At 68.2% G+C, this 21,179-nt stretch carries 15 protein-coding genes; 7 read left to right on the forward strand and 8 right to left on the reverse strand.

The annotated features are described in order from the left end of the window. The first annotated feature begins 143 nt into the window (after positions 1–143). Together CXK94_RS01860 and yegQ are read left to right on the forward strand one after the other, a co-directional pair. Complete coding sequence (locus tag CXK94_RS01860; protein WP_102893064.1) at positions 144–1,574, forward strand: aspartate kinase; 1,431 nt, start codon at positions 144–146, stop codon at positions 1,572–1,574. A gap of 125 nt (positions 1,575–1,699) precedes the next feature. After that, positions 1,700–3,058, forward strand: coding sequence for a tRNA 5-hydroxyuridine modification protein YegQ (gene yegQ, locus CXK94_RS01865; protein WP_102893065.1), 1,359 nt, complete (start codon positions 1,700–1,702; stop codon positions 3,056–3,058). Positions 3,059–3,264: 206 nt separating this feature from the next. Here the strand turns inward: yegQ and CXK94_RS01870 are convergent, their stop codons facing one another. The 8 genes from CXK94_RS01870 to CXK94_RS01905 all read right to left on the reverse strand — a co-directional run bounded on the left by CXK94_RS01870 (position 3,265) and on the right by CXK94_RS01905 (position 13,799). Then, entirely contained in the window at positions 3,265–6,057 is a 2,793-nt protein-coding gene (locus CXK94_RS01870; protein WP_256046085.1) for an EAL domain-containing protein, read from the reverse strand. A 304-nt stretch (positions 6,058–6,361) separates the two neighbouring features. Then, the gene (locus tag CXK94_RS01875; protein ID WP_102893067.1) at positions 6,362–7,531 is read right to left on the reverse strand and encodes an alpha-hydroxy acid oxidase; all 1,170 of its coding nucleotides are present in this window, start codon (positions 7,529–7,531) and stop codon (positions 6,362–6,364) included. A gap of 13 nt (positions 7,532–7,544) precedes the next feature. Beyond that, positions 7,545–8,534, reverse strand: a complete 990-nt coding sequence (locus CXK94_RS01880; protein WP_102893068.1) for a 2-hydroxyacid dehydrogenase — start codon at positions 8,532–8,534, stop codon at positions 7,545–7,547. Positions 8,535–8,548: 14 nt separating this feature from the next. Beyond that, entirely contained in the window at positions 8,549–9,469 is a 921-nt protein-coding gene (locus CXK94_RS01885; RefSeq protein WP_102893069.1) for a dihydrodipicolinate synthase family protein, read from the reverse strand. Between the two features lie 41 nt (positions 9,470–9,510). Continuing rightward, entirely contained in the window at positions 9,511–11,019 is a 1,509-nt protein-coding gene (locus CXK94_RS01890; protein ID WP_180984373.1) for a tripartite tricarboxylate transporter permease, read from the reverse strand. Positions 11,020–11,053: 34 nt separating this feature from the next. Beyond that, positions 11,054–11,503, reverse strand: coding sequence for a tripartite tricarboxylate transporter TctB family protein (locus tag CXK94_RS01895; protein ID WP_102893070.1), 450 nt, complete (start codon positions 11,501–11,503; stop codon positions 11,054–11,056). A gap of 34 nt (positions 11,504–11,537) precedes the next feature. Beyond that, positions 11,538–12,506: a Bug family tripartite tricarboxylate transporter substrate binding protein gene (locus tag CXK94_RS01900; protein ID WP_219726478.1), complete on the reverse strand. Its 969-nt coding sequence runs from the start codon at positions 12,504–12,506 to the stop codon at positions 11,538–11,540. A gap of 138 nt (positions 12,507–12,644) precedes the next feature. Next, on the reverse strand, positions 12,645–13,799 hold the full coding sequence (locus tag CXK94_RS01905) for a mandelate racemase/muconate lactonizing enzyme family protein (protein ID WP_102893072.1): 1,155 nt from the start codon (positions 13,797–13,799) through the stop codon (positions 12,645–12,647). Between the two features lie 253 nt (positions 13,800–14,052). Between CXK94_RS01905 and CXK94_RS01910 the strand changes: the two genes are divergently transcribed. From CXK94_RS01910 to CXK94_RS01930, 5 genes are all read left to right on the forward strand, one after another. Then, the gene (locus CXK94_RS01910) at positions 14,053–15,087 is read left to right on the forward strand and encodes a LacI family DNA-binding transcriptional regulator (protein WP_102893336.1); all 1,035 of its coding nucleotides are present in this window, start codon (positions 14,053–14,055) and stop codon (positions 15,085–15,087) included. Positions 15,088–15,186: 99 nt separating this feature from the next. Beyond that, the gene (locus CXK94_RS01915) at positions 15,187–16,896 is read left to right on the forward strand and encodes an IlvD/Edd family dehydratase (protein WP_102893337.1); all 1,710 of its coding nucleotides are present in this window, start codon (positions 15,187–15,189) and stop codon (positions 16,894–16,896) included. Between the two features lie 68 nt (positions 16,897–16,964). After that, positions 16,965–17,672 carry a fumarylacetoacetate hydrolase family protein gene (locus CXK94_RS01920; protein WP_102893073.1) on the forward strand — a complete coding sequence of 236 codons (708 nt, stop codon included), beginning with the start codon at positions 16,965–16,967 and terminating at the stop codon, positions 17,670–17,672. Between the two features lie 89 nt (positions 17,673–17,761). Continuing rightward, entirely contained in the window at positions 17,762–19,951 is a 2,190-nt protein-coding gene (uvrD, locus tag CXK94_RS01925) for a DNA helicase II (protein ID WP_102893074.1), read from the forward strand. A gap of 59 nt (positions 19,952–20,010) precedes the next feature. After that, entirely contained in the window at positions 20,011–21,114 is a 1,104-nt protein-coding gene (locus CXK94_RS01930; RefSeq protein ID WP_102893075.1) for a TRAP transporter substrate-binding protein, read from the forward strand. Positions 21,115–21,179: the final 65 nt, after the last annotated feature.

Below are 21,179 nucleotides of genomic sequence, written 5' to 3' on the forward strand. Positions count from 1 at the left end.
CGTCTCACCGACGGGCCCGAACGCCGTATCCGGTCGGAGCGTGTCGGCCCGGAGACGAATTCATTTTCCAGCTCGTTGATCGAGGTGCGCACCCGCCGCGCCCGGCCGTTCAACGGCCTGCCAGAATCGGACGCAATATAAAGATGCATACCGTAGAAAAGATCGGCGGCACGTCGATGAGCCGCTTCGAGGAAGTTCTCGACACTATCTTCATCGGCCACCGCGAAGGCCCGGCGCTGTACCAGCGGATCTTCGTCGTCTCGGCCTACAGCGGCATGACCAACCTGCTGCTGGAGCACAAGAAGACCGGCGAGCCGGGCGTCTACCAGCGCTTCGCCGATGCGCAGAACGAGGAAGCCTGGCGCGAGGCGCTGGAGACCGTGCGCCAGCGCATGCTGGCGAAGAACGCCGAGCTGTTCGCCAGTGAATACGAGCTGCACGCCGCCAACCAGTTCATCAACTCGCGCATCGACGATGCCAGCGAGTGCATGCACAGCCTGCAGAAGCTCTGCGCCTACGGCCACTTCCAGCTCTCCGAGCACCTGATGAAGGTGCGCGAGATGCTCGCCTCCCTCGGCGAGGCGCACAGCGCCTTCAACTCGGTGCTGGCGCTCAAGCAGCGCGGCGTCAATGCGCGCCTGGCCGACCTCACCGGCTGGCAGCAGGAGGCGCCACTGCCGTTCGACGAGATGATCGCCAGCCACTTCGCCGATTTCGATTTCGGCCGCGAACTGGTGGTCGCCACCGGCTACACCCACTGCGCCGAAGGCCTGATGAACACCTACGACCGCGGCTACAGCGAGATCACCTTCGCCCAGATCGCCGCCGCCACCGGTGCCCGCGAGGCGATCATCCACAAGGAATTCCACCTCTCTTCCGCCGACCCGAACCTGGTCGGCGCCGACAAGGTGGTGACCATCGGCCGCACCAACTACGACGTCGCCGACCAGCTGTCGAACCTCGGCATGGAGGCCATCCACCCCCGCGCGGCCAAGACCCTGCGCCGCGCCGGCGTCGAGCTGCGCATCAAGAACGCCTTCGAGCCGCACCACGCCGGCACCCTGATCAGCCAGGACTACAAGTCCGAGAAGCCCTGCGTGGAGATCATCGCCGGGCGCAAGGACGTCTTCGGCATCGAGGTGTTCGACCAGGACATGCTCGGCGACATCGGCCACGACATGGAGATCAGCAAGCTGCTCAAGCAGCTCAAGCTCTACGTGGTGAACAAGGATTCCGACGCCAACAGCATCACCTGGTACGCCTGCGGCTCGCGCAAGCTGATCAACCGCGCCGCGCGGCTGATCGAGGAGCAGTACCCGGCCGCCGAGGTCACCGTGCACAACCTGGCCATCGTCTCGGCGATCGGCTCGGACCTCAAGGTCAAGGGCATCCTGGCCAAGACCGTGGCGGCGCTGGCCGAGGCCGGCATCAGCATCCAGGCGATCCACCAGTCGATCCGCCAGGTGGAGATGCAGTGCGTGGTCAACGAGGACGACTACGACGCCGCCATCGCCGCGCTGCACCGCGCGCTGATCGAGCCGGAGAACCACGGCGACGTGATCGCCGCGGCCTGACCGTCATCCGTACCACGCCGCCGGGCCCGTCGCCGATGCGCCCGGCGGTGTGCCGTCCAGACCACAGCCCGCGCCAATCGGCGTAGAATCGCCGCTCTTTTTCGGCAACCCCAGAGTCACCCGCCATGAGTCGCCCCTTCCGCCCCGAGCTGCTGTCGCCCGCCGGCACCCTGAAATCCATGCGCTACGCCTTCGCCTACGGCGCCGACGCGGTGTATGCCGGGCAGCCGCGCTACAGCCTGCGCGTGCGCAACAACGAGTTCGACCACGCCCACCTCAAGCTCGGCATCGACGAGGCGCATGCGCTGGGCAAGCAGTTCTACGTGGTGGTCAACATCGCCCCGCACAACGCCAAGCTGAAGACCTTCATCAAGGACCTGGAGCCGGTGGTGGCGATGGGCCCGGACGCGCTGATCATGTCCGACCCCGGGCTGATCATGCTGGTGCGCCAGCATTTCCCCGAGATGACCATCCACCTCTCGGTGCAGGCCAACGCGGTGAACTGGGCGACGGTGAAGTTCTGGCACGCCCAGGGCGTCTCCCGGGTGATCCTCTCGCGCGAGCTGTCGCTGGAGGAGATCGGCGAGATCCGCGAGCAGGTGCCGGGCATGGAGCTGGAGGTGTTCGTCCACGGCGCGCTGTGCATGGCCTATTCCGGACGCTGCCTGTTGTCGGGCTACATCAACAAGCGCGACCCCAACCAGGGCACCTGCACCAACGCCTGCCGCTGGGAATACAAGACCCACGAGGCCAAGGAAGACGAGCTGGGCAACGCCGTGCAGCGCTACCAGCCCATCGCCGTGCAGCCCGCCGAGCCGACCCTGGGCGTCGGCGCGCCGACCGACGAGCTGTTCCTGCTCGAAGACATCAGCCGCCCCGGCGAGCTCATGGAGGTCAGCGAGGACGAGCACGGCACCTACATCATGAACTCCAAGGACCTGCGCGCCGTGCAGCATGTCGAGCGGCTGGTGCAGATGGGCGTGCACTCACTGAAGATCGAGGGCCGCACCAAGAGCCACTACTACGTGGCGCGCACCGCGCAGGTGTACCGCAAGGCCATCGACGATGCGGTGGCCGGCCGGCCGTTCGACAGGTCGCTGATGGACACCCTCGAATCCCTCGCCCACCGCGGCTACACCGAGGGCTTCCTGCGCCGCCACGTGCACGACGAGTACCAGAACTACGAGCGCGGCTTCTCGCTCTCCGAGCGCCAGCAGTTCGTCGGCGAGCTGACCGGCGGGCGGCGCAACGGCCTGGCCGAGGTCAGGGTGAAGAACCGCTTCGCCGTCGGCGACAGGCTGGAGCTGATGACCCCGCAGGGCAACCTCAACCTGCGCCTGGAAGCGCTGGAGAACAGCCGCGGCGAAGCCATCGAGGTGGCGCCGGGCGACGGCCACACCGTCTACCTGGCGGTGCCGGAAGACGTGGACCTGCACTACGCGCTGCTGATGCGCGAACTGGACGGCGGCACGACACGGGGATAGAAGCGGCTTGAGCCGCGAACTACCGAATGCGCCTACGGTTTCAGGACTCCGGCAGGCCTGCGGCCTGCATCGCCACGAGGGCGCGCCCACAAGGGTGCGGTGTGCACAGGCTGCTTTCGTGGGAGGCCCGACCTCGGGGCGATGCTTTCAGGGCCTCGGTGCATGCGGTACGCGAAGCGCACCCTTGTATCTACGGGGCCGTGCGCCTATCCCAGCAACTCGACGAACTGTTCCACCGGCACCGGCGCGCTGAGCAGGTAGCCCTGGATCTCGTCGCAGCGATTGGCCTTGAGGAAATCCATCTGCGCCTGGGTTTCCACGCCCTCGGCCACCACCTTGCGCTCCAGGCTGTGCACCATGGCGATGATCGCCCGGGTAATCGCGGCGTCCTCGCTGGAATGCTCCAGCCCGGAAATGAATGAGCGGTCGATCTTCACGTAATCCACCGGGAAGCGCTTGAGGTAGCTCAGCGACGAATAACCGGTGCCGAAATCGTCGATCGCCAGCTTCACCCCCAGCGCGCGCAGCTGCTGGCTGATGCCGATGGCGCTGTCGATATCGTCCAGCAGCTGGCTTTCGGTCAGCTCCAGTTCGAGCATCTGCGGCGGCAGCCCGCTCTCCTCCAGCACCTGCCGGACCAGGCTGACGAAATTGCCCTGGCGCAACTGCTTGACCGACAGGTTCACCGAGATGCGAATCTCCGCCCGGCCCTGCTGCTGCCACTGGCGCGCCTGATGGCAGGCCTGGCGCAGGACGAACTCGCCCAGCGGGATGATCAGCCCGGTCTCCTCGGCCAACGGGATGAACTGCCCGGGGGCGACCAGCCCCAGCTCCGGATGGCGCCAGCGCACCAGCGCCTCGGCCGCCTCCAGGGAGTCGTCGGCCAGGCTCAGGCGCGGCTGGTAGAACACCTCCAGCTGGCCGACCTCCAGCGCCTTGCGCAGCTGGTTCTCCAGCTGCAGGTACTCCATGCTCGAGGCCTGCGGACGGTCGGTGAAGAACTGCAGGGTATTGCCGCCCAGGTGCTTGGCCTGCTGCATCGCCATGTTGGCCTGGCGCAGCAGCGTCGCCGCGTCGCGGCTGTTGTCCGGCAGCAGGCTGACGCCGATGGAGGCGCTGATCACCAGCTCCTGCTCGCCGATGACGATCGGCTTGCGGATGCGCGCCAGCAGCCGGCTGCCCACGTGCGCGAGGGTGGCCAGGCTGCCGTAGCCATCGAGCAGCACCACGAACTCGTCGCCGGACAGCCGGGCGATGGTATCGGCCTCGGCGAGCGTCTGGCTCAGCCGGCGCGACACCTCGCGCAGCAACTGGTCGGCCGCCTCGTGGCCGAGGCTTTCGTTGAGGATCTTGAAGCGATCGAGGTCGATGTACAGCACCGCCATGTTGCAGCCGCTGCGACGGCCCCGCTGGCAGGCCTCATGCAGGCGCTCCTTGAGCAGGCCGCGGTTGGCCAGGCCGGTGAGGTCGTCGTAGTGCGTCAGGTAGCGCAGGCGCTCCTCGGCCTGGCGCCGCACGGTCATGTCGGAGACGAAGCCCACCACATGGCTGACGCCGCCCTGGGCGTCGCGCACCTCGCGCAACTGGACCCACTGCGGGTAGACCTCGCCGTTCTTGCGCACCTCCAGCAATTCGCCCTGCCAGCTGCCGTCGCGCTCCAGCGACTGGCGCATCAGCGCGTACTGGCGCTGCGACTCGGCCGAGCTGGCCAGCCGCGCGACGCTGCGCCCCAGCAGTTCCTCGCGGCAATAGCCGGACAGCGCGCAGCAGGCGTCGTTGATGGCGAGGATGCGGTAGCGCGCATCCATGATCACCATGCCTTCGCCGGCGGCCTCGAACACGGTGGCGGCCAGCCGTTGCTGCTCGGCCTGCTGGCGCAGCGCGCTGACGTCGCGGCGGGTGCCGATCATGCGCAGCGCACGCCCGGCATCGTCGCGCTGGATCACCCGGCCGCGGTCTTCCAGCCAGATGAAGCCGCCGTCGGGCCGCGAAGCGCGGTATTCGACGACGTAGAGTTCGGTTTCGCCCTTCAGGTGGGCGACCAGCGTGTCGCGCACCACCGGCAGGTCGTCGGGATGGACATCCGGCAAGGCGGCGCCTTCGTCGTCGAAACGCCGTGGTTGGCCAATGCCGAACACCACCTCGAGGCGGGAATGATGCACGGTGTTGTGCTGCAGGTCCCAGTCCCACAGGCCGAGGCCGCTGGCTTCGAGGGCCAGGCTCAGGCGCGCCTCGCTTTCGCCGAGTTCGTCGGCCACCTTGGCCATCTGCGCGGTCCGCTCGGCGACCCGTTGTTCGAGGCTGTCATAGGCGCTACGCAACTGCTGTTCGGCGTGCCGGCGCTGCTCGATCTCCGATGCCAGGCGGGTGTTGAGCCGCTCGGCGTCGCACCCGGCCTTTTTCAGGCTCTCGATCAGCCGCGCCTTGTGCAGCCGCTGTTCCAGGCCGTCGCGGACCATCCGGTTGAGCTGCCAGGCGATCAGGCTGAGGGTCAGCAACAGGACGAACGCCAGGACGCCCCAGCCCCGCAGGATCGGCTCGCCGCTGGCGATCAGCCCGACGCCGGCCGGCAGCAGGCAGGGCGCCACGAAGCTGAAGAAGGCCGGCAGGCTGACCGCGTACATGATGCTCACCGCCAGCACGATCGAGCCGATGAGCCCGTAGATGAGGACCTGTCGCAGGAAATCGTCCGCCGGCACCAGTTGGACGATGGCATAGGCCAGGGCCAGCGCCGAGATGGCGTTGCCGAGCATGAAATAACGCCGCCAGTGGGGCGCGACCCGGCGTTCGGCCGGGGTGCGTTCGAGCAGCCAGGTCTGCTGCAGCAGCCAGACGGCCGGCACGGCGGCCCACAGCAGCCAGAACAGCAGGTGCAGCAGCGGCTGCCGCTGCCAGAGCAGCACGACGCAGGCCAGGCCGGTGCACAGCGTCAGCAGCGCCGGTAGCCTGGCGCCCATGAGCAGGAGCTGCAGGCGGTCTGCGTCCAGTTCGAGGGACATGCCCGGCTGCTCGCCGAGCGTGCCCGAACGGGCCGGAGAAACGGGGGCCGGTTCTGTCATGTGGCTCATCGTTGTTGTCAGGAATGCTGCCGGTCCACGTCGAATCCGGAGCGCATGCGAGCGGTGAAGCGGCTACCGCGTAGTGGCATGTGGACAGCGTCAGGGGCCAAATGAAAGCCCATTGGCGCGGCGAGAGCAAGCACCGTTCAGTCGCATGACCCGTCAATGGCTCTACGCCGCCTGTTTGGGATGCCGCCCCGCGCCCGACCTGGACCAGCGGCCGCCGCGCGGGCTCCGCCTGGGCTCAGCGATTGCGGATCAGGCACTGCGCGCTGAGTTCCTCGATGCGGGTCGCGCCGAGCATGGCCATGTCCCGCTGCAGTTCCGCCGCCAAGAGCTCGATGGCATGGCTGACGCCCGCCTCGCCGGCATAGGCCGCCGCGTAGTTGAACGGCCGGCCGATGAACACCAGACGCGCGCCCAGCGCCAGCGCCTTGAGCACGTCGGTACCGCGGCGAAAACCGCTATCGACCATCACCGGCAGTTCGCCGACCGCCGCCACTACCGCCGGCAGCGCGCGCAGCGCCGCGATGGTGCCGTCCAGCTGGCGGCCGCCGTGGTTGGAGACGATCAGCGCGTCGGCGCCGGCATCGCGGGCCTTGCACGCATCGTCCGGATGCAGGATGCCCTTGACCACCAGCTTGCCCGGCCAGAGGCGCCGCACCAGCTCGAGGTAGCTCCAGTTCAGGTGGCTACGCCCGGAGAAGTCGCGCTTGACGTTGCGCGAGACCACGGCGACGCCGCGCGTGGCGTAGTTGTTCTCGAAGTGCGGCATGCCATGCTCGAGCAGGGTGCGCAGGAACGTGCCGAACAGCCAGCGCGGCCGCGCCAACCCGTCGAGGGCCAGGCGCAGGCTGGGGCGCAGCGGCGAGCAGAAGCCGGCGCGGCTGTTGTTGTCGGAGTTGGGCGGCACCGGGTAGTCGACGGTGATCACCAGCTTGTCGAAGCCGGCGCTGCGCACCCGCTCGATCAGCGCCTCGATCCCGGCCCGGTCGCCGGGCAGGTAGGCCTGGAACCAGTCGGTGTTGCCGTTCGCCAGCACCTCCTCCATGCGGATCAGCGAACTGCCGCTGAGGATCATCGGAATGCCGGCGCGGGCCGCCGCCCGCGCCTGTACCAGGTCGCCGCGGTAGGCCGACAGCGCGCTGATGCCCATCGGCGCGATGCCGATCGGCAGCGCATAGCGCTGGCCGAACAGCGCGGTCTCCAGCGAGATTTGCGAGACGTCGACCAGCGCCCGCGGTATGAAGGAGTAATCGTCGAAGGCGCTGTGGTTGGCGCTGAAGGTGCGTCCGTCCTCCGCCGCGTTGGCGATGTAGCCGTAGATCGGCCGCGGCAGGTGGCGTTTCGCGGCGCGCTCGAGATCGTGCAGGTTGAGAATCGACGCCAAGCGTCGTGATGGCTTACCCGGCATGTCGTGGTGTTCCCTACTGATGTGGATGGCGCAGCGCCCAGGCCTCGGGGTTGACCAGATCGCGCGGGCGCTCGCCGCGCAGGGCCTGGCAGAGGTTGTCGATCGCGCAGCTGGCCATCGCCTCGCGGGTTTCCCAGGTCGCCGAACCGATGTGCGGCAGGGTCACCACGTTGTCCATGTGCAGCAGCGGCGAGTCGCAAGCGACCGGCTCCTGCTCGAACACGTCGAGCCCGGCGCCGGCGATCAGGCCCTCCTGCAGGGCGCGGATCAGCCCGGCTTCGTCGACCACCTTGCCGCGGGCGATGTTGACCAGGAAGGCCGAGCGTTTCATCGCCTGGCACTGCTGGTAGCCGAGCAGGTGCTCGGTCTGTTCGGTCAGCGGCACGGTGAGGCAGACGAAGTCGGATTCGGCCAGCAGCTGCTCGAAGCTGCGCCGCTCGATGCCCCATTCGGCTTCGAGCGCGGGCTTGGGCGAGGCGTTGCTGTAGAGCACGCGCATGTCGAAGCCCCGCGCGCGGCGGGCGACGGCCTGGCCAATGCGCCCCAGCCCGACCAGGCCGAGCGTCTTGCCGTGCACGTCGTGGCCGAACTGCGCTTCGCCGACGTGCTGCGTCCAGCGCCCCTCGCGCACCATGTTGGCCAGCTCCACCAGCCGCCGGGCGCTGGCCATGATCAGCATGAAGCCGGTGTCGGCGGTGGTCTCGGTGAGCACGTCCGGGGTGTTGGTCAGCAGGATGCCGCGGCGGCTCAGCTCGGCGACGGGCAGGTTGTCGTAGCCCACCGAGATGGTCGAGACGACTTCCAGCTGCGGCGCCTCGTCGAGCATCGCCGGGCTCAGCTGCAGCTTGCCGCCGATCAGCCCGTGCGCCCGGCACAGCGCGGCGCCGACCGCCTCGGGCTGGTGCTGCGGTTCTTCGAAGTAGGTGACCTCGAACGCCTCGCGCAGGCGTTGCAGGTGCGCCGGTTTCAGGCGGCGCAGGGCCACGATGCGTTTCCTGTCCATGCGGTGATCTCCCCTCAGCTGTACTGCAGTCCCGGCATGTCGAAGCCGATCTCGTCGAGCGTGGCGAACAGCTCCCGGCGCTGCACCTCGTCGAGCTCCACCAGCGGCGGGCGCAGCCGCGCCCATTGGCCGAGGCCGCTGCAGCGCGCGGTGACCGCCTTGAGCGCGGGAATCATCGGGAAGCGTTCGAACAGCTTGCGGGTCCGCACCAGCGCGGCCTGCTGCGTGTCGGCGTCGTCCGCCTGCCAGGTCTTCGCCAGCCGGGCGATCGGCGCCGGGTTGACGTTCGCCGTGGCGCTGATGCAGCCGGCGCCGCCGGCGCGCAGGGTCTGCAGCAGGAAAGGCTCGCTGCCGGCATAGACCTGGAAGCCGTCGGCGGCGAACCGGTCGATCATCGCGCGGGTGTTGGCCCAGTCGCCGGAGCTGTCCTTCACGCCGACCACCTGCCGCGGATAGGCCATGCGCAGGCGCTCGATCAGCGCCAGCGACAGCGGCACCTGCGACACCGGCGGGATGTGGTAGAGGTAGATGCGCAGCGCGTCGTCGGCGACCCGCTCGATCACTTCGCTGAAGTAGCGGAACAGCCCTTCGTCGGAGACGCCCTTGTAGTAGAACGGCGGCAGCATCAGCACTCCCTCGACTCCCTTGCCGACCGCATGGCGGGTCTGCGCGACGGTGTCGGACAGCGCGCAGGCGCCGGTCCCCGGCATCAGCCGGGCGGCGGGGATGCCGGCCTCGATCAGGGCGTCCAGCAGGCGGATCTTCTCCTCGACCGAGAGCGAGTTGGCCTCGGAATTGGTGCCGAACACGGCCAGCCCGACATCGGCGGCCAGCAGCCAGCGGCAATGCGCGATGAAACGTTCCATATCCGGCGTGAGGTCCGGGCCGAACGGTGTGATCACCGGCGACCAGACGCGCCCCATGGCATGACTCATGATGCTTTCCTCATATGTCTTGTTCTGCTGGGTCGGTGGGTTCAGGCCAGCTGTGCGCGCCGCCGGAGCGAGGCGATCAGCCAGCGGAACAGCGGGGTGGCCTGCAGGATCGAGAACGCCGCCATGCACAGCAGCACCACGGCGATCGGGCTGGACAGGAAGATGCCGTAGTCGCCGTTGCCGATGAGCATCGACTGGTGGAAGCCGTTCTCCATCACCGGCCCGAGGATCAGCCCGATGACCATCGGCGCCGGCGACACCCCAGCCTTCGACAGCCAGTAGCCGAACAGGCCGAAACCGAGCATCAGCCCCACCTCGAACAGGCTGTTGTTGATGGCGTAGGCGCCGATGACGCAGAGCGCGATGATGGCGCAGGCGATGAAGCCATCCGGGATGCGCGTGACCATCACGCTGGCCTTGGTGAACATCAGGCCGACGCCCAGCAGCCCGAGATTGGCGAAGATCACCGCCCAGATCAGCGTGTAGGTGACATCGCCGTAGTCGGTGAGCAGGTTCGGCCCCGGCAGGATGCCCTGCACCATCAGGGCGCCGAGCAGGATGGCGGTGGCCGAGCTGCCGGGGATGCCGAGGGCGATGGTGGGGATCAGCGCACCGCCGACCACCGCGTTGTTCGCCGCCTCGGGCGCCGCGACGCCGGCCGGGGCGCCCTGGCCGAAGCCGGTCTTGTCCCTGGCGAAACGCTTGGCCTCGTTGTAGGCGAACCAGCTGGCGGTGTCGCCGCCGGTGCCGGGGATCAGCCCGACGACGATGCCGATCCCGCTCGAACGCAGGATGTTGGGCATCAGCGCCTTCAGCTCGGCGAGCCGGGGAATCAGGCGGTCGGTGATGCGGCTGGCGACCTTGGCGGCGGCATTGGAGTGCTCGATCAGCGACAGCGCCTGGGGGATCGAGAACAGGCCGATCAGGGCCACGGTGAAGCTGATCCCGGAAAACAGGTTGATATTGCCGAAGGTCATGCGCGGCGTGCCGGTGGTCAGGTCCATGCCCACCGTGCTCACCAGCAGCCCGACCGCGCCGGAGAACAGCCCGTTGATCACCGAGCCCTGGGCCAGCGAACCGATGATGGTGATGCCGAGCACGGCGATGGCGAACAGCTCGATCGGCCCGAACTGCACCACCAGGCCGCCGAGCAACGGTGCCGCCATGAGCAGCGCGACCCCGCTCAGCAGGCCGCCGATGAAGGACGCGAACAGCGAGATGCCCAGCGCCTTGCCCGCCTGGCCCTGTTGCGACATCGGGAAGCCGTCGAGCACGGTGGCGGCGGCCGAAGGCGTACCCGGCGTGCGCAGCAGGATCGCGGCGATCGAGCCGCCATAGGACGCGCCGACGTAGAGCGAGGCGAGCATGCTCAGGCCGGTGGCGGTATCCATGCTGAAGGTCAGCGGCAGCAGCAGGGCCAGCGCCATGGTGGCGGACAGCCCCGGCATGGCGCCGACGAACAGCCCCAACAGGGTGCCGCCGAGTATCGCAGCGATATTGGACAGGGTCAGCACATTGGCCAACCCGGTCAGGACGATCGAAGTTTCCACGAATAAGGCCTCGCCGAAGGTGGAAGAGCGGCGATCAGGAGATCGCCGGAGGAAGCAGCGGAACGGGGAGCCCGAGGAAATGGATGAACACCAGGCACACCACGGCCACCAGCGCCACCGTCCCGAAGAGCGCGAAACGCACCGACACCGTACGGATCACCAGCAGCGCCACGGCCATGAACGCCACGGTCGACAGCAGGTAGCCGAGCGTATCGATGGCCGCGACGTAGGCGATGGCCAGGGCGAAGACGGCGAAGGCCGCCGCATGACGCGGGCGCGGACGTTCTTCACTCGCCTCGCCACTGCCGGCCGGAGCCCGGCGCAGCAGTTCCGCAAGCACCATGGCCAGCGACAGCAACGCCACGGTCACCGAGTAGATCAGCGGCATCTCGGCCGCTGCCGCCGGGTAGTTCAGCGCATTGACGAAAAACAACCCGGCCAGGGCGATGCCGAAGAGCCCGAGCAATACTCTGTGCTTGTTCATCGGAACCTCCTCCCGGGGCGTTCGCAGGCGCGCTTCACTGCTTGCTACCCACTTCCTGCCAGATACCCTGGAATTCCGTCTCCATGAGTTCGAACATCCTGGCGTAGTCCTCGCCGGTGACGATGTCGATGTTCAGCGCCCGCTTCCGGGCATCCGCGAGAAACGCCTGGTCGTTGCGCAGCGCCTCGAAGGCAGCGATCAGCTGCGTGCGCGCATCCTCGGGAATGTCCGCCGGGGCGCTGTAGCCGCGCGAAGAGCCGGCGACCACGTCGATGCCCTTCTCCTTCAGGGTCGGCACGCCGGGCAGGCTGTCGATGCGCTTCTCGGAAAACACCGCGAGCGCTTTCAGGTTGCCGCTCTGCACCTGGCTGTAGACGGTGCCGACGTTGTTGAAGCTGACGTCGATCTTGTTGCCCAGGGCCGCCGTGGCCGAAGGCCCGTCACCCTGGAACGGGACCTTCTTGAACGACAGGCCGGTGGCCTTCTCGATCAGCAGGGTGGTGAAGAAATCGTCGCCGCCCATGCCGGAATTGCCGACGGTGACGACCCCCGGCTTGGCCTTGGCGGCGGCCAGCAGGTCCTCGATGCTGTTGAACGGGCTGTCCTTGCCCACCACGGCGATGCCCGGATCGGTGACCACGTTGGCGATCGGCGTCAGCTCCCGGATGTTGTAGGTGATCGCATCGTTCATGATGTAGTTGGTCATCAGCATGGGGGTGTTGGTGATGCTGATGATCGAACCGTCCTTCTTCGACTGCTTGGTCAGCCGCGTCCAGGCGATCGCGCCGGTGGCGCCGGGGATGTACTCGTTGATGAAATTGACCCCCAGCTGCTTGCTGAGGTAGGGCTGCACCAGTTGCGCCAGCACATCGCTGCCGCCGCCCGGCTTGAAGCCCTGCAACACCCGGACCTCGTCGCCGGCGACGTATTCCGCCTGGACGGTGAAGGGCGCCGCAACCAGCGTTGCGGCGCACAGGACTACGGTGGACAGTTTCTTGCTCATCTTCATCTCGCTAACTCCACACTATTCTTGGATTTATGTTGTCTGGCGCGAATCGAACCCAGGTCTGTTGGCGCTTCGTCGAGCCGTGGCGCAAGGCCTTCGCGGCGTCCCTTCAGCGGTTATGGATGACTCCTCCTTTCAGCGGTGATGTTCCAATGTCAGCCAGGGCGCGCCGCCGGGCGTGCGAAGCGCGTACTGCGCGACGGCCTGCTCGGCGAAATCGAAGCCCAGTCCGGCCCCCTGGTGCAGCTTGATGTAGCCGCCTTCCTGCTCCAGCTGGCGGTCAATCAGGCGGCGGAAGTTGAGCATCTGGTCGTCCCAGAAGAACTCCACGTAGCGCGCGTTCGGCGTGGCGGCCACCAGCGGCGCGTGCACGTCGTGGAACCAGTGCGGGTACATCGGCACGCCGTAGCCGGCGGCCATGGCGGCGATGCGACGCCATTCGGTGATGCCGCCGCAGACCACCGCGTCGGTCTGCAGGATGGCCGCGCCGCCCTTGTCGAGCAGTTCCTTGTGCCGCCAGCGGCCGACCTCCACCTCGCCGGTGGCCACCGGGATCGAGGTGGCCCGCGCCAGGCGCGCGTGGCTGTCGATGTCGTCGACCAGGAACGGCTCCTCGACGAAGGCCGGGTCGTAGCGCTCGAAGCGGCGCACGTACTGCAGCGCCTCGGTGACGTCGCTCCAGCCGTTGTTGACGTCGAGCATCAGCGCCACATCGGGGCCGATGGCCTCGCGCGCCGCCGCCACCCGCGCCTCCTCCTCCTTCGGCGAGAGGCGGCCGGTCTTCATCTTCACCGCCTTGAAGCCGAGCGACACGTAGTGCGCCAGCTCCTCGCCGAGCAGCTCGGGGGTCTTGCCGTCGAGGTAGTAGCCGCCGCTGGCGTAGGCCAGCACGCGCTCGGCGCTGGCCGCACCGAGGTAGCGGTGCAGCGGCAGGCCGGCGCTGCGCGCGTTGAGGTCCCAGAGCGCGGTGTCGAGGATGCTGATGGCGCGCATGACCACCCCGGCGCGACCCTGCAGCAGGGCTTCCTGGTACATCTCGCGCCACAGCGCCTCGACGTCCAGCGAATCGCGGCCGAGCAGCACCGGCGCCAGCAGCTTTTCCACGGCGACCGGCAGCAGCTCGCCGCCGGCGCTGCCGACGTAGCAGAAGCCGATGCCGGTCACGCCGTCCGCGGAGGTCACCTTGACCAGGCCGTAGTCGCGGGCATGCACGGTGCGGTTGGAGAAGGAGGTGACCCGATCCAGCGGCACCCGGGCCGCGCAGACGGAAATCGAGGTGATGATGGCCATTGCATTGTTTTCCTTGTTATCGGCGATGGAACGACGGGCGAGGCCCGATGTAACCGGTTTCATTTCAGCGGCGAAGCGCCCCGGAAGGCTGTGGCGCTGCGGTTGCGAAGGCTATTGACAGACGCTTGTAACCGCTTACATTTGCTCACTGAGGCGATGTAACCGTTTACAAAAAGCTAGAATCGGTTTTTCCTGATGTCAACCACCGTTCGCTCACGGTGATTTTTTTCGACGAACTGCAATGGGAAACTCCATGCCCCAACCCCCTGCCCTGCTGTCGCGCGCCGGCCTGCGCGACGTCGCCCGCCGCGCCGGCGTGTCGACCGCTACCGTCTCGCGCGTGCTCAACGGCAGCGCGGCCGTGCGTGACGACAAGCGCCGCGCCGTGCAGCGCGCCTGCGACGAACTCGGCTACGTGCTCAACGCCGCCGCGCGCACGCTGTCCTCGCGGCGCAGCATGACCATCGGCGCGGTCGTGCCGACCCTGGCCACCGAGACCTTCTCGCGCCCGCTCGCCGCCTTCCAGCAGACCGTGCACCGGGCCGGCTATACCCTGCTGGTGGCCAGCTTCGGCTTCGACGCCCAGGTCGAGCTGAAGGAAGTGCAGACCATGCTCGAACACGGCGTCGACGCGCTGATGGTGGTCGGCCGCACCCACGACCCGAAGATGTGGCAGTTGATCGAGAGCAAGCGCATCCCCTGCGTGCAGGCCTGGGCGCAGGACAGCCAGCACCCCAGCGTCGGCTTCGACAACGTCGCCGTCGCGCGGCAGATGGTCGACCACCTGCTCGCCTTCGGCCACCGCCGCTTCGCCATGCTGGTCGGCGAACCCTCGTTCAACGACCGGGTCGGCGACCGCATCATCGGTACCCAGGCGCGGCTGGCCGAAGTGGGCCTGGAATTGCCGCCGCACTGGCGCCTGGAGACCAACCTGACGCTGGAAGACGGCATCGCCGCCATGCGCCAGCTGCTGCAAGGGCCGACCCGCCCCACCGCGGTCATCTGCGCCAACGACCTGCTGGCCTTCGGCGCGCTGCTGGCGGCCAGAAGCCTCGGCGTGCGGGTGCCCGAGGATGTCTCGGTGGTCGGCTTCAACGACTTCGACTACGCCCGCCACATGTCGCCGCCGCTGACCACCTTCCGCGTGGAGCTCGAGCAGATCGGCGCCAGCGCCGGCACCTACCTGCTCGACGCACTGGCCGGCAAACCGCGGCCGGGACCGATTGAGACCGCCACCGAACTGATCGTGCGCGGCAGCTCCGGCCCGGCCCCGCAACCGCCCGGCTGAGAGCCCATCACCCCGCCTACCATCGACAGACCGAGAGGTAATTGCCCCGTGAACAACAACAACGACTCCGGCAGCAAGACCCACGACCCGGCGCGCGGCATGCGCAAGGGCCTGACCAACTACGGCGATGCGGAATTCTCGCTGTTCCTGCGCAAGGCCTTCATCAAGGGCGCCGGCTATTCGGACGATGCACTGGAGCGGCCGATCGTCGGCATCACCAACACCGGCAGCGGCTTCAACCCCTGCCACGGCAACGCGCCGCAGCTGATCGAGGCGGTCAAGCGCGGGGTGATGCTCGCCGGCGGGCTGCCGGTGGACTTCCCCACCATCTCGATCCACGAGAGCTTCGCCCACCCCAACAGCATGTTCCTGCGCAACCTGATGTCGATGGACACCGAGGAGATGATCCGCGCCCTGCCGATCGACTCGGTGGTGCTCGTCGGCGGCTGCGACAAGACCGTGCCGGCGCAGCTGATGGGCGCCGCCAGCGCCGGCGTGCCGGCCATCCAGCTGGTCACCGGCTCGATGCTCACCGGCTCGCACCGCGGCGTGCGCGTCGGCGCCTGCACCGACTGCCGGCGCTTCTGGGGCCTCTACCGTGGCGAGGAGATCGACGAAAGGGAGATCGCCGAGGTCAACGACCAGTTGGTCGCCAGCGTCGGCACCTGCTCGGTGATGGGCACCGCCAGCACCATGGCCTGCATCGCCGAGGCGCTGGGCATCATGCTGCCGGGCGGGGCCACGCCGCCGGCGGTCACCGCCGACCGCCTGCGCATCGCCGAGCGCACCGGCGCGCAGGCGGTGGCGATGATCGAGGCCGGCATCACCCCCGAGCGCATCCTCACCGAGAAGGCCTTCGAGAACGCGCTGATGGTGCTGCTGGCCATCGGCGGCTCGACCAACGGCATCGTCCACCTGGCGGCGATCGCCGGGCGCTGCGGCATCCAGATCGATCTCGACCGCTTCGACGAGCTGGGCCGCGACATTCCCGTGCTGGTCAACCTCAAGCCCTCCGGCAGCCACTACATGGAAGACCTGCACAAGGCCGGCGGCCTGGCGCCGGTGCTGCGCGAACTGCGGCCGTTCCTGCACCTGGACGCGCTGACCGTCACCGGGCGCAGCCTCGGTGAGGAACTCGACGCCGTCGCCGCCTTTGCGCAGGAGGTGGTGCGGCCGCTGGACAAGCCGATCTACCCGCAGGGCGGCATCGCCCTGCTGCGCGGCAACATCGCCCCGGCCGGCGCCATCATCAAGCAGTCGGCGGCCAGCGCCGAGTTGATGGAGCACGAGGGCCGCGTGGTGGTGTTCGACGGCCTGGAGGACCTCGCCCGGCGCATCGACGCCCCGGACCTGGACGTCAACGCCGACGACGTGCTGGTGCTCAAGAACATCGGTCCGAAGGGCGCCCCGGGCATGCCGGAGGCCGGCTACATCCCGATCCCGCGCAAGCTGGCGCGCGCCGGGGTGAAGGACATGGTGCGCATTTCCGACGGCCGCATGAGCGGCACCGCGGCCGGCACCATCGTCCTCCACGTCACCCCGGAGGCCGCCGAGGGCGGGCCGCTGGCGCTGGTACAGAGCGGCGACCGGCTGCGCCTGAGCGTCAAGGAACGCTCGCTGCAGCTGCTGGTGAGCGATGAGGAACTGGCCCGGCGGCGCCAGCAGGCCAGGCTGCCCGAGCCCCGCGAAGGCGACGAGCGCGGCTACCGCAAGCTGTTCCTCGACAGCGTCACCCAGGCCGATGCCGGTTGCGACTTCGACTTCCTGCGCAGCCGCGCCGCGCGCGCCAGCGTGCCGCAGCCGCGCTGAACCGACCCGTCGCCCCGTGCGCGGGGCGATTCCCCTGCCACACCTCGAACCCCGATCCGGAGTCCCGAATGAATTCGACCGAACCCACGCAGTACCTGTTCGACCCCGTCATCCCCAGCCTGGCCGTGGCCGGCAGCGACCGGCGCTTCCCGGTGCGGCGCGTCTACTGCGTCGGCCGCAACTATGCCGAGCACGCCCGCGAGATGGGCCACGACCCGGACCGCGAACCGCCGTTCTTCTTCACCAAGCACCCCGACGGCCTGCTGCCGGACGGTGGCGTCTTTCCCTACCCGCCGGGCACCCGCGACGTGCACCACGAGATCGAGCTGGTGGTGGCGATCGGCCGCGGCGGTGCCGACATCCCGGTCGCGCAGGCCCTCGAACACGTCTACGGCTATGCCGTGGGGCTGGACATGACCCGCCGCGACCTGCAGGCCGAGGCGAAGAAGATGGGCCGGCCCTGGGCCGTGGCCAAGGCCTTCGACCACGCCGCCCCCTGCTCGGCGCTGGTGCCGGCGGCCGAGATCGGTCACCCCGGCGAGGGCCGCATCTGGCTCGACATCAACGGCGAGACCCGCCAGGACGGCGACCTGGCCGCGCAGATCTGGAGCGTGGCGGAGGTGATCGCGCACCTTTCGCGGCTGTTTGTGCTCGAGCCGGGCGACCTGGTCATGACCGGCACCCCGGCCGGCGTCGGCCCGGTCGAACCCGGCGACCGCCTGAGCGGCGGCGTGCAGGGCATCGGCCGGCTCGAGATCGTCGTCGGCGACCGGTGACGGCGGGGGAGCACGCCGCCCGGCGTTGAAACGGGCGTCATCGGCGAACGGCTGCACCGTCCGTCGCGGCGCCCTGATAGAATGCCGCGATGCATGACGATCTCTCCCTCCTCCTGAACTCCCTCAACGATGCCCAGCGCCAGGCCGTGGCCGCGCCGCTGGGCCGTCAACTGGTGCTGGCCGGCGCCGGCTCGGGCAAGACCCGGGTGCTGGTGCACCGTATCGCCTGGCTGCACCAGGTCGAACGCGCCTCGCTGCATTCGATCCTCTCGGTGACCTTTACCAACAAGGCCGCCGCCGAGATGCGCCAGCGCATCGAGCAGCTGCTGCACGTCAACCCGCAGGGCATGTGGGTCGGCACCTTCCACGGCCTGGCACACCGCCTGCTGCGCGCCCACTGGCAGGAAGCGAAGCTGGACCAGAATTTCCAGATCCTCGACTCCGACGACCAGCAGCGCCTGGTCAAGCGGGTGATCCGCGAGCTCGGCCTCGACGAGCAGCGCTGGCCGGCGCGCCAGGCGCAGTGGTGGATCAACGCGCAGAAGGACGAGGGCCTGCGCCCGCAGAACATCCAGGCCGGCGGCGACCTGTTCCTCGCCACCCAGTTGAAGATCTACGAGGCCTACGAGCAGGCCTGCGCGCGCGCCGGGGTGATCGACTTCTCCGAGCTGCTGCTGCGCGCGCTGGACCTGTGGCGCAACCATCCAGGCCTGCTGGAGCACTACCAGCGGCGCTTCCGCCACGTGCTGGTCGACGAGTTCCAGGACACCAACGCCGTGCAGTACGCCTGGCTGCGCCTGCTCGCCAAGGGCGGCGAGAGCCTGATGGTGGTCGGCGACGACGACCAGTCGATCTACGGCTGGCGCGGCGCGCGGATCGAGAACCTGCACCAGTTCAGCGCCGATTTCCCGGATGCCGAAACCATCCGCCTGGAGCAGAACTACCGCTCCACCGCCTGCATCCTCAAGGCCGCCAATGCGCTGATCGCCAACAACCAGGGCCGCCTGGGCAAGGAGCTGTGGACCGAAGGCTGCGAGGGCGAGCCGATCAGCCTGTATGCCGCCTTCAACGAGCACGACGAGGCGCGCTACGTGGTCGAGAGCATCGAGAAGGCGATCAAGGACGGCACCAGCCGCAGCGAGATCGCCATCCTCTACCGCTCCAACGCCCAGTCGCGGGTGCTGGAAGAGGCGCTGCTGCGCGAGAAGATCCCCTACCGCATCTACGGCGGCCAGCGCTTCTTCGAGCGCGCCGAGATCAAGAACGCCATGGCCTACCTGCGCCTGATCCAGACCCGCCACAACGACGCGGCGCTGGAGCGGGTGATCAACCTGCCGGCGCGCGGCATCGGCGAGAAGACCGTCGAGACCTTGCGCCAGCTGGCGCGCCAGGACGAGATCTCGCTGTGGGCGGCGCTGCACCAGGCGGTCGGCACCAAGCTCGTCTCCGGTCGCGCCGCCAGCGCGCTGAACGGCTTCGTCGAGCTGGTCGACAGCCTGGCGCTGAAGGTCGAGAAACTGCCGCTGCACAGCATGGCGCAGGTGGTCATCGAGGACTCCGGCCTGCTCGCCTACCACCGCGACGAGAAGGGCGAGAAGGCCCAGGCGCGGGTGGAGAACCTCGAGGAACTGGTCTCCGCCGCACGCGCCTTCGACAACTACAGCGAAGAGGACGACGACATCCAGTCGCCGCTGGCTGCCTTCCTCGACCACGCTTCGCTGGAGGCCGGCGAACAGCAGGCCGGCGACCATGAGGACAGCGTGCAGCTGATGACCCTGCACAGCGCCAAGGGCCTGGAGTTCCCGCTGGTGTTCCTGATCGGCATGGAGGAAGGCCTGTTCCCGCACAAGATGAGCCTGGAGGAGTCCGGCCGCCTGGAAGAGGAACGCCGCCTGGCCTACGTCGGCATCACCCGCGCCATGCAGCAGCTGGTCATCACCTACGCCGAGACCCGCCGGCTGTACGGCAGCGAGACCTACAACAAGGTCTCGCGCTTCGTCCGCGAGATCCCGCCGGCGCTGGTGCAGGAAGTGCGGCTGAGCAACACGGTGACGCGCTCGTTCAGCGGCAAGAGCATGGGCGGCGGCTCGCTGTTCGCTGGCGCCGGCGTGCCGGAAACGCCGTTCAGCCTCGGCCAGCGCGTGCGCCATGCGCTGTTCGGCGAGGGCACCATCCTCAACTTCGAAGGCGCCGGCGCGCAGGCGCGGGTCCAGGTGAATTTCGAGGACGAAGGCAGCAAATGGCTGATGCTCAGCTACGCGAAACTTGAAGCCCTATGAGCTTGACGCTAACGTCAACGTCTCATACCAACAAGAAAGCCACCAAGGAAACCCGCCCCATGAAACGCCGCCATCTGTTCGGTGCTGCCGCTGCCTTGCTCGCTACCCTCGGCCTCGCCGGTTGCAATGACGACAAGAAAGTCGAAACCGCCGGCCAGCAGGCCGCCAGTGAACCGGCCAGGACCTACACTTGGAAGATGGTCACCGCCTGGCCGAAGAATTACCCGGGCCTGGGCACCGCCGCCGAACGCCTGGCCGAACGCGTCAACACCATGAGCGCCGGGCGCCTGACCATCAAGGTCTATGCCGCCGGTGAACTGGTGCCGGCGATGGAAGTGTTCGACGCCGTCTCGCGCGGCACCGCCGAGCTCGGCCACGGCGCCGCCTACTACTGGAAGGGCAAGGTGCCCACCGCGCAGTTCTTCACCTCGGTGCCGTTCGGCCTGTCCGCCATCGAGATGAATGCCTGGCTGAGCAAGGGCGACGGCCAGAAGTTCTGGGACGAGGCCTATGCGCCGTTCGGCGTGAAGCCCATGGTGGTGGGCAATACCGGCATGCAGATGGGCGGCTGGTACAACAAGGAAATCAATGCCCTGGCCGACCTGCGCGGCCTGAAGATTCGCATGCCCGGCCTGGGCGGCGAAGTGCTGGCGCGCCTCGGCGCGACCACCGTCAACCTGCCCGGCGGCGAGGTGTTCACCGCGCTGCAGACCGGCGCCATCGACGCCACCGACTGGGTCAGCCCGTACAACGACCTGGCCTTCGGCCTGCACAAAGCGGCCCGCTACTACTATTACCCCGGCTGGCAGGAGCCGCAGGCGGTGCTCGAACTGCTGGTCAACCAGAAGGCCTTCGACAGCCTGCCGCAGGACCTGCAGGCGATCCTCAGCGAAGCGACCCGCGCCGCCAGCCGCGACATGCTCGACGACTATGTCTACAACAACGCCCTGGCGCTGGACCAGCTCAAGCAGCAGGGTGTGGAACTCAAGCGCTTCCCCGACGAGGTGCTGGCCGCCATGCAGGAGCAGTCGGAGCTGGTACTCGGCGAGCTGGCCGCGCAGAGCGAGCTGAACGGCCGTATCTGGGCCTCGATGAAGGCCTTCCAGGAGCAGGTCAAGCCGATGCACGAGATCTCCGAGAAGGAGCTGTACAACTGGCGTTGAGCGCCCTGACGAGCGGAGCCACCGGGCTCCGTTCGCCTTCCAGGACCAGCGGAAGCGTTTGCCGG

The organism is Stutzerimonas stutzeri, from assembly GCF_002890915.1.
In the GTDB taxonomy this organism is placed as follows: Bacteria; Pseudomonadota; Gammaproteobacteria; order Pseudomonadales; family Pseudomonadaceae; genus Stutzerimonas; species Stutzerimonas stutzeri_AF.

Coding starts and splice junctions, on each gene's coding strand:
- CXK94_RS01860 (WP_102893064.1), top strand. CDS start 144: ATGCATACCGTAGAAAAGATCGGCGGCACGTCGATGAGCCGCTTCGAG.
- yegQ (WP_102893065.1), top strand. CDS start 1,700: ATGAGTCGCCCCTTCCGCCCCGAGCTGCTGTCGCCCGCCGGCACCCTG.
- CXK94_RS01870 (WP_256046085.1), bottom strand. CDS start 6,057: ATGTCCCTCGAACTGGACGCAGACCGCCTGCAGCTCCTGCTCATGGGC.
- CXK94_RS01875 (WP_102893067.1), bottom strand. CDS start 7,531: ATGCCGGGTAAGCCATCACGACGCTTGGCGTCGATTCTCAACCTGCAC.
- CXK94_RS01880 (WP_102893068.1), bottom strand. CDS start 8,534: ATGGACAGGAAACGCATCGTGGCCCTGCGCCGCCTGAAACCGGCGCAC.
- CXK94_RS01885 (WP_102893069.1), bottom strand. CDS start 9,469: ATGAGTCATGCCATGGGGCGCGTCTGGTCGCCGGTGATCACACCGTTC.
- CXK94_RS01895 (WP_102893070.1), bottom strand. CDS start 11,503: ATGAACAAGCACAGAGTATTGCTCGGGCTCTTCGGCATCGCCCTGGCC.
- CXK94_RS01900 (WP_219726478.1), bottom strand. CDS start 12,506: ATGAGCAAGAAACTGTCCACCGTAGTCCTGTGCGCCGCAACGCTGGTT.
- CXK94_RS01905 (WP_102893072.1), bottom strand. CDS start 13,799: ATGGCCATCATCACCTCGATTTCCGTCTGCGCGGCCCGGGTGCCGCTG.
- CXK94_RS01910 (WP_102893336.1), top strand. CDS start 14,053: ATGCCCCAACCCCCTGCCCTGCTGTCGCGCGCCGGCCTGCGCGACGTC.
- CXK94_RS01915 (WP_102893337.1), top strand. CDS start 15,187: ATGCGCAAGGGCCTGACCAACTACGGCGATGCGGAATTCTCGCTGTTC.
- CXK94_RS01920 (WP_102893073.1), top strand. CDS start 16,965: ATGAATTCGACCGAACCCACGCAGTACCTGTTCGACCCCGTCATCCCC.
- uvrD (WP_102893074.1), top strand. CDS start 17,762: ATGCATGACGATCTCTCCCTCCTCCTGAACTCCCTCAACGATGCCCAG.
- CXK94_RS01930 (WP_102893075.1), top strand. CDS start 20,011: ATGAAACGCCGCCATCTGTTCGGTGCTGCCGCTGCCTTGCTCGCTACC.